This window comes from Streptomyces sp. NPDC058469, from assembly GCF_042721125.1.
Lineage (GTDB): Bacteria > Actinomycetota > Actinomycetes > Streptomycetales > Streptomycetaceae > Streptomyces.
In genome coordinates this window covers 1-8,220 of the sequence record NZ_JBHXME010000274.1, presented here as the reverse complement: position 1 = coordinate 8,220, position 8,220 = coordinate 1, and the positions used below count along the sequence as shown (strand labels likewise).

Annotated in this window: 6 protein-coding genes and 1 pseudogene; all 7 read right to left on the bottom strand. The window is 69.6% G+C overall.

Going from position 1 to position 8,220, the window contains the following annotated elements; genetic code table 11:
* Positions 1-102: 102 nt before the first annotated feature.
* Positions 103-1,122: a TIGR03842 family LLM class F420-dependent oxidoreductase gene (locus ACFWP5_RS50780; RefSeq protein ID WP_384173703.1), complete on the bottom strand. Its 1,020-nt coding sequence runs from the start codon at positions 1,120-1,122 to the stop codon at positions 103-105.
* An 11-nt stretch (positions 1,123-1,133) separates the two neighbouring features.
* A complete protein-coding gene (gene hydA, locus ACFWP5_RS50775) occupies positions 1,134-2,537 on the bottom strand; it encodes a dihydropyrimidinase (protein WP_384173700.1) in 1,404 nt (467 codons plus the stop codon).
* A 140-nt stretch (positions 2,538-2,677) separates the two neighbouring features.
* Positions 2,678-3,520, bottom strand: coding sequence for a nitrilase-related carbon-nitrogen hydrolase (locus ACFWP5_RS50770; protein WP_356059711.1), 843 nt, complete (start codon positions 3,518-3,520; stop codon positions 2,678-2,680).
* A gap of 155 nt (positions 3,521-3,675) precedes the next feature.
* Positions 3,676-5,238: a PucR family transcriptional regulator gene (locus ACFWP5_RS50765; RefSeq protein WP_384173696.1), complete on the bottom strand. Its 1,563-nt coding sequence runs from the start codon at positions 5,236-5,238 to the stop codon at positions 3,676-3,678.
* A gap of 24 nt (positions 5,239-5,262) precedes the next feature.
* Positions 5,263-6,549, bottom strand: coding sequence for an aspartate aminotransferase family protein (locus ACFWP5_RS50760; RefSeq protein WP_384173693.1), 1,287 nt, complete (start codon positions 6,547-6,549; stop codon positions 5,263-5,265).
* Complete coding sequence (locus ACFWP5_RS50755) at positions 6,546-7,388, bottom strand: nitrilase-related carbon-nitrogen hydrolase (protein ID WP_384173690.1); 843 nt, start codon at positions 7,386-7,388, stop codon at positions 6,546-6,548. Before ACFWP5_RS50755 ends, ACFWP5_RS50760 begins: the two co-directional genes overlap by 4 nt.
* A 180-nt stretch (positions 7,389-7,568) precedes the next feature.
* Positions 7,569-8,220 (bottom strand): annotated as a pseudogene (locus ACFWP5_RS50750) (hypothetical protein); the annotation flags it as partial.

The following is an 8,220-nucleotide window of genomic DNA, read 5'->3' as shown; positions in this document are numbered from 1 at the left end:
CCCCCCCCCCCCCCCCCCCCCCGCCACCCCCCTCCCCAGGACGGTGGGGAGGGGGAGAACTGGAGTGGGGGGACGGGGAGTTGAGCGGTGTGCAAGTGAGCGTCAGGCGTTGACGGCCGGGATGATCTTCGATCCGTAGGCGTCGATCGTCGCTTCCTGCGCGTCGTGCATGTCGTAGACGGCGAACTGGTCGACGCCCAGCTCGCGCAGGGCGTTGAGCTTCTCGATCTGCTTCTCGGCCGATCCGATGACGCAGAACCGGTCGACGATCTCGTCGGGCACGAAGGCGGTGTCGGGGTTGTCGGAGCGACCGTGGTGCGAATAGTCGTACCCCTCACGGGCCTTGATGTAGTCCGTGAGTTCCTCGGGTACGGCGGCGGAGTGCTCGCCGTACTTGGAGACGAGGTCGGCGACGTGGTTGCCGACCATGCCGCCGAACCAGCGGCACTGGTCGCGGGCGTGGGCGAGCGCCTCGGGTGAGTCGTCCTCGGTGACGTAGGCCGGGGCGGCGACGCAGATCTTGACCTCGGAGGGGTCACGGCCGGCTGCTACGGCCGCGTCCTTCACCGCCTTGACCATGTACTCGGTGAGATAGAGGTCCGAGAGCTGGAGGATGAAGCCGTCGGCCTCCTCGCCGGTCATCTTCAGGGCCTTGGGGCCGTACGCGGCCATCCAGACCGGGAGTTGGGCGTCCTCCTTGGCCCAGGGGAACTTGATGACCGTGCCGCCGAGGTCCGCCTCCTGGCCGGAGCCGAGCGCCCTGATCACCTTCATGGCCTCGCTGATCCGGGCCAGCGTGTTCGGGGTGCGGCCCGCGACGCGCATCGCGGAGTCGCCGCGGCCGATGCCGCAGACCGTGCGGTTGCCGAACATGTCGTTCAGGGTGGCGAAGGTGGAGGCGGTGACCTCCCAGGTACGGGTGCCCGGGTTGGTGACCATCGGGCCGACCGTCAGCTTCGTGGTGTTGGCCAGGATCTGACTGTAGATCACGAACGGCTCCTGCCACAGCACGGCGGAGTCGAAGGTCCAGCCGTAGGTGAAGCCGTTGCGCTCGGCGCGCTTCATCAGGCTGATGACCCGCGAGGCCGGCGGGTCGGTCTGCAGGACGAGTCCGAAGTCCATGTGCGCCACTCCTAGTTGAGGTACTGACTGGTGGAGCGCGGGGTGTAGACGCCGTGGCCCGCGTGCCCGGTGTACTCCCGCTCGGTGATGACGAGTTCGCCGCGCGAGAGGACGGTCTCGACGCGGCCGGTGAGGCGCTTGCCCTCGTACGCCGAGTAGTCGACGTTCATGTGGTGGGTCTCGGCGGAGACGGTCTGCTCGGCGTGCGGGTCGTAGATGACGACGTCGGCGTCGGCGCCCGGGGCGATGGTGCCCTTCTTCGGGTAGAGGCCGAACATCCGCGCCGGGGAGGCACAGGCGATCTCGATCCAGCGGCGGCGGCTGATGTGCCCGTCGACGACGCCCTGGTGGAGCAGGTCCATGCGGTTCTCGACGCCCGGCATGCCGTTGGGGATCTTCGAGAAGTCGCCCCGGCCCAGTTCCTTCTGGCCCACGAAGCAGAAGGGGCAGTGGTCGGTGGAGACGACCTGGAGGTCGTTGGTGCGCAGGCCCTGCCAGAGCTTGGCCTGGTGCTCCTTCGGCCGAAGAGGCGTACTGCACACGTACTTCGCGCCCTCGAAGTCGGGCTCGGCGAGGTTGTCCGTCGACAGGAACAGGTACTGCGGACAGGTCTCGCCGAAGACGGGGAGGCCCTCGTCGCGCGCCCGGGCGATCTCGGCGACCGCCTCCATCGCGGAGACGTGGACGACGTAGAGCGGGGCGCCGGCGACCTGCGCGAGCTTGATGGCGCGGTGGGTCGCCTCGGCTTCGAGGAGGGCCTTGCGGACCTCTCCGTGGTAGCGGGGGTCGGTCTCGCCGCGGGCCAGCGCCTGCTCCACGAGGACATCGATCGCGATGCCGTTCTCGGCGTGCATCATGATCAACCCGCCGTTGTCGGCGGCGCGTTGCATGGCGCGCAGGATCTGGCCGTCGTCGCTGTAGAAGACGCCCGGGTAGGCCATGAACTGCTTGAAGGAGGTGACGCCCTCCTGGACCAGCAGGTCCATCTCCTTGAGGGTGTTCTCGTTGACGTCGGAGACGATCATGTGGAAGCCGTAGTCGATGGCGCAGTTGCCCTCGGCCTTGGCGTGCCAGGCGTCGAGTCCCTCGCGGAGGGCGCCGCCGACGCTCTGGATGGCGAAGTCGACGATGGTGGTCGTACCGCCCCAGGCGGCGGCCCGGGTGCCGGTCTCGAAGGTGTCGGCGGCCTTGGTGCCGCCGAACGGCATCTCCATGTGGGTGTGGGCGTCGACCCCGCCCGGGATGACGTACTTCCCGGTGGCGTCGATGACCCGCTCGGCGGTCCAGCCCTCGGCGACGGTGGTGCCGGAGGTGGCGAGGGCGGCGATGCGGCCGTCCTCGATCAGGACGTCGGCGTGGAGTTCGTCGGACGCGGTGATGACTAGGCCGCCGCGGATGACGGTACGGGTGCTCATTTTGACTCCGCTGGGTTGTCGTCGGGTGCGGGTCGGTGGGGTCTGGTCGCGCCCTGCGGCGAAGCCGCTAATGGACGCTTCCCCGCGCCCCTTTGCGAAGAGCTGCGCCCTTCATCAAAGGGGCGTGGGGGCTTACTTGCTTACGGTGCGGTCAGCGGGCCGTATGCGTCCGGGCGGCGGTCGCGGTAGAACTGCCAGCGGTCGCGGACTTCGCGCAGCTTGGCCAAGTCCAGGTCGCGGACGACCAGTTCGGTCTCCTTGTCGCTGGCCACCTCGCCGACGAACTGGGCCTCCGGGTCGACGAAGTAGGTCGTGCCGTAGAAGTCGTTGTCGCCCAACTCCTCGACACCGACCCGGTTGATGGCGCCGACGAAGTACTCGTTGGCGGCAGCGGCGGCCGGCTGCTCCAGCTGCCACAGGTAGGCGGACAGGCCGCGCGAGGTCGCCGACGGGTTGAAGACGATCTCGGCACCCGCGAGGCCCAGCGCACGCCAGCCCTCCGGGAAGTGCCGGTCGTAGCAGATGTAGACGCCGATCTTGCCGACCTTGGTGTCGAAGATCGGCCAGCCGCTGTTGCCGGGACGGAAGTAGAACTTCTCCCAGAATCCCGGTACTTGGGGGATGTGGTGCTTGCGGTACTTGCCGAGGTAGGAGCCGTCCGCGTCGATCACGGCGGCCGTGTTGTAGAGGACGCCGGGCTGCTCCTCCTCGTACATCGGCAGGATCAGGACGATGCCGTGTTCCTTGGCGAGCGCCTGGAAGCGCTTGACGATCGGGCCGTCCGGGATCGCCTCGGCGTACTCGTAGAACGCCTTGTCCTGGACCTGGCAGAAGTACGGTCCGTAGAACAGCTCCTGGAAGCACAGGACTTGAGCACCCTGCGCGGCCGCGTCGCGGACCGCCTGCTCGTGGACCTGGATCATGGACTCCTTGTCGCCCGTCCAGGCTGTCTGGAACAGGGCGGCACGAATCACGGTGCTCATCGGGACCTCCGGTCGCTAGGTGTGCGAGGAGCCTAAGAAGTCCTGAAGTCCGGTTTGAGGTGCACGGTGTCACGTCTGCGAGCGCGCGGCGTTCCACGGTGTCACCCTGTCGTGGGCGCATGTTTCACCGCCGTTTTCCCAGGTAGTCCCATGTTTCACCCCTGTTGCGCGTCGTGCGCGAGGAGCGCGATGTGCACCGAGGCGGCCTGCTCGAAGTCGTCGAGGTCCACCCCGAGGCGCCCCTCTATGGCCTCCAGCCGGCGGTACAGCGCGGGCCGCGACACATGGTGGAGCTGCGCGGTGCGCGACTTGTTGCGGCCGGTGGCCAGATACGTCCGCAGTACGGCGAGCAGGTCCTCGTCGGCCGCGCACAGCAGACCGTCCAACTCCCGCTCGGCGAACGACTGCACCTGCGGGTCGTCCCTCAACAGCCGGATCAGGCCGCGCAGATGGACGTCCTTGAGGCGTACGACGGTGGGGAGGTCGAGGAGGTCCTTGGAGTCGGCCACGGCGTCGGCGACGTGCTGTGCCTCGCGCAGACCGGCGGGCACGTCGTCCCAGACGGTGCGCTGCCCGGCGGCGGCCACGACGGCCTTGAGGGCGCCTGACTCGGTCCGCAGCCGACTCGCGAAGTGCGCGGCAAGAGCGTCCGCGTCCTGGTCGCGGGGCAGGCTGAGCAGGACGGCGGTGACACCGTCGGCCAGTTCGGCGACTAGCCCGGGCAGCCCCAACAGCCGTAGAACCCGGTCGAGTTGGGCCGTGTCGCCGTCACGTACGACCATCGGCACGAAGGTGCGCCGGTTGACGGGCAGCCCGGCCGCACGTGCGCGGGGCAGGAGTTGCCGTGCGGGTACGACGCCGCTCACCAGGTCGGTCAGCAGGCTCTCCGCGGACTGTTCCTCCCAGGTGTGGGCGGAGCCGCCGAGCATGCGGTGCAGGACGAGGGCCTCGGCGGCGCGGTCGGCGAGAAGGCGTCCGGTCGCGGTGTCGCCCCGGTAGCCGCACAGCATGATCTGGCCCCACCGCTCGCCGCGTCCGCCCAGCTCGGCGCGGACCCAGCCGTCGCCCTCGCTGCCGCCGGCCTGCCGGGAGATGCGCTCCCAGTCGCGCAGCACGTCGTCGACGGCCGACCGCTCCCCCGCCGTGGCGAGGACGCGGTGGGCGAGGTTGGTGACGACGACGGGACAGGCGCTGTGCGAGGCGATCTCGTCGAGCAGGCTCTGCAGCGGGGCGCCCCCGGTGATGAGTCCGGTGAGCGCGGTCCGCACGGCCTCGGAGAGGCTGACGGCGGCGAACTTCCGCCGTACCAGCCGGGATTGGACCTCTTCCGTCAACTCGGCGAAGGGGAAGGGCCGGTGGAGCACCACCATGGGAAGCCCACACCGCTCGGCCGCGCGGCGCATCACGTCCGGCGGAGCGGGAAAGGCCCGTCCCAGGCCGAGTACGACGGCCGACGCCTCCGCGCGGTGCAGGGACTGGATGTACTCCGCCTGGGCGGCCTCGTCACCGGCAAGCAGAACGCCGGTGGTGAGGACCATCTCGCCGCCGGTGAGCATCACGCCGACGTCGGCGGCCTCGGCGACATGCACCCAGCGCACGGGCCGGTCGAGTTGGCTCGCGCCGGCCACCACCTCGGGTTCCCCGGCGAGGACCCGTTCCAGGCCGAGGACCTGGCGCACCGACAGGGCGGGCTCCAGGGGGTCCAGGGTGGTGGCCATAGCGATGTTCCCTTGCTCGTACTGCTACTGCGTGCTCCTCAGAGCCCGTTCGAGGATCGCGGCGCCCTCCTCGGCCTCCGCGACGGTCAGGGACAGCGGCGGGGCGATGCGCAGGGCGCTGGTGTTGTGCCCGCCGCCCTTGCCGATCAACAGGCCGCCCTCGCGGGCCGCTTCGAGTACGGCGGACGCCGCGTCCGGGTCAGCCTCGTCGGTGCCCGGTTTCACCAGCTCGACGCCGATCATCAGTCCGCGCCCGCGCACTTCCCGTACGCCGGGATGCTGGGCGGCGACGGCCCGCAGCCGTTCGATGAGGAGGCCGCCGACGCGGCGGGCGTTGCCCTGGAGGTCGTGCTCCAGCAGATAGGTGAGGTTGGCGAGGCCGGCCGCCATGGTGATCTGGGTGCCGCCGAAGGTCGAAATGCTGTTGGAGTCGAGGCAGTTCATGATCTCGGCGCGGGCGACGACACCGCCGATGGACATGCCGTTGCCGATGCCCTTGGCGAAGGTGAGGATGTCCGGCGGACCGTTCTCCGCGTGCGCCTGCCAGCCCCAGAAGTGGTCACCGGTGCGGCCCCAGCCGGTCTGCACCTCGTCGGCGATCCACAACACCCCGCGCTCGGCGAGCACTTCGCGGAAGGCGGCGTACAGGCCGTCCGGCGGGGAGGTGAACCCGCCGACGCCCTGGACGGGTTCGGCGATCAGGGCGGCGGGCGGGCGGACGTGACCGAGCAGATCCTTCAGGTCCTCGACGCAGGCCGCGATGAACTCGGCGTCGTTCAGGTCGGCGTAGGGACCGCGCGTGCGCACACCCCCGTGGACGTACAGCGTCTGGAGCGGGGACAGCGAGGTCGGGGACCAGCCGCGGTTGCCGGTGATGCCGACCGAGCTGAAGGAGCGGCCGTGGTAGCTGTTGCGCATGGCCAGGATCTGGTTGCTCTTGCGGTACGACGTCGCCAGCATCAGGGCGGTGTCGTTGGCCTCGGTGCCCGAGGTGGTGAAGAAGACGCGGGCGTCGGGGATGCCCGACAACTGGGCGACGCGTTCGGCGAGTTCGACCATCGGCCGGTTGAGGTAGAGCGTGGACGAGTGGATGATCCGCCCGGCCTGCTCGCTCACCGCCTTGGTGACCTCGGGAAGCGCGTGCGCGGTCATGGTGGTGAGGATGCCGCCGAAGAAGTCGAGGTACTTGTTGCCCTCGGCGTCCCAGACGTGCCGGCCCTCGCCGTGCGTGATCTCCAACGGGTCTTGGTAGTACAGGGCGAGCCAGTCGGGGAGCACGTCCCGGTGGCGTCCCAGCAGGTCCTTGGTCACGGCTGCACCAACCCTTCGTAGGCGTCGGGACGCCGGTCGCGGTAGAACGCCCACTGCTGGCGGACTTCCTCGATCAGCCCGAAGTCCAGGTCGCGGACGACGAGTTCCTCGTCCTTGTCGCCGGCGACGTCACCGACGAACTGGCCCCGCGGGTTGACGAAGTACGACGTCCCGTAAAAGTCGTTGTCCCCGTACTCCTCCTGTCCCACACGGTTGATCGCGGCGATGAAGTACTCGTTGGCGACGGCGGCGGCCGGCTGCTCCAACTGCCAGAGGTAGGCGGAGAGTCCGCGCGAGGTGGCGGACGGGTTGTAGACCAACTGCGCTCCGTTGAGCCCGAGTTGACGCCAGCCTTCCGGGAAGTGCCGGTCGTAGCAGATGTAGACACCGACCTTGCCGACGGCGGTGTCGAAGACGGGCCAGCCGGCGTTGCCCGGCCTGAAGTAGTACTTCTCCCAGAAGCCCTTGACCTGGGGGATGTGGTGCTTGCGGTACTTGCCGAGGAAGGTGCCGTCGGCGTCGATCACGGCCGCGGTGTTGTAGTAGAAGCCGTCCTGCTCGATCTCGAAGACCGGGACGACGATCACCATGCCGGTCTCGCGCGCGAGCTGTTGCATACGACGCACGGTCGGCCCGTCGGGCACCGGCTCGGCCCAGCTGTAGTGCTCGGGTTCCTGGACCTGACAGAAATAGGGGGCGTTGAACACTTCCTGGAACCCGATGATCTTGGCACCCTGGCGGGCCGCCTCGCGGGCGTGTTCCTCGTGTTTCGCCACCATGGACTCGGTGTCGCCGGTCCAGGTGGCCTGGACCAGAGCGGCGCGTACGACGTTGGCCATGAGCTGCTCCTTCGACGGGACGCCAGAGCCTCTACGCCCGTAGACAAAGGCTGTAGAGGGATGAACGTAAGCCTCCGGAGGAGCCTTGCCAAGACCATCGTCGTTAACCCGCGGAGTCGATCCTGTTTCACCCTCCGGTGGGTGAGCCGCTGCGCCGGGTAGCCGGGGTCCGACCGCGCGCTAGGCGCTGAAGCCCGCCACCCGTAGGGCGTGGACCAGGTCCCAGTGGCATTCGTCCGAGGCGCCCTGGGCGGCCTCCAGGAGGAGCGGGACGAGCTGCTGGGGGTCGGCCGCGACGCTGCGGGCCGCCTCCTCGGGGGTGCGGACCCGGACGTAGGCGTCGAGGAGGGCGTGGATCTCGCGGCGGCGGCCCTCGGCGGCCAGCGCGAGCACGGCCTCGCCTATCTCGTCTGCGGGACGGGCCACGCCCTGTCGCAGGATCTGGTCGCCGTCCGTCGTACGGCCCGCCGCGACCAGCGCGTCCGCCGCGCCGACCAGCCGGTCGGCGGGCAGCGAGGCGGCCTCCCACAGCAGCGTCGCCCAGTCCGCGCCGAGCCCGGCGCGCTGCAGCTCGGCCGCGAGCAGCGGGAAGCGCGCGGCGGGCCAGTACGCGGCCTCGACGAGCAGCGCGTGCGCCTCGCCGCTACGGCCCTCGCGCCGCAGCCCCACGAGCCGCTGAACGGTCTCCACGGTCCCCTGCCGCGCCTCCGCGTCCAACGGCTCCCGCTTCGGCTGCGCCCGCTCGACCGGCCGACGCGGAAGCCGCCCTCTCCGGGATCTCCGGCACCGAGGTCGGCGAGCTCGACCTCGCCGACCTGACGAGTGTCGAGAC

What these genes read in the sequence shown, in the direction of transcription:
- ACFWP5_RS50780 (WP_384173703.1), bottom strand. Translation starts at nt 1,122, where the DNA reads ATGGACTTCGGACTCGTCCTGCAGACCGACCCGCCGGCCTCGCGGGTC.
- ACFWP5_RS50770 (WP_356059711.1), bottom strand. Translation starts at nt 3,520, where the DNA reads ATGAGCACCGTGATTCGTGCCGCCCTGTTCCAGACAGCCTGGACGGGC.
- ACFWP5_RS50765 (WP_384173696.1), bottom strand. Translation starts at nt 5,238, where the DNA reads ATGGCCACCACCCTGGACCCCCTGGAGCCCGCCCTGTCGGTGCGCCAG.
- hydA (WP_384173700.1), bottom strand. Translation starts at nt 2,537, where the DNA reads ATGAGCACCCGTACCGTCATCCGCGGCGGCCTAGTCATCACCGCGTCC.
- ACFWP5_RS50755 (WP_384173690.1), bottom strand. Translation starts at nt 7,388, where the DNA reads ATGGCCAACGTCGTACGCGCCGCTCTGGTCCAGGCCACCTGGACCGGC.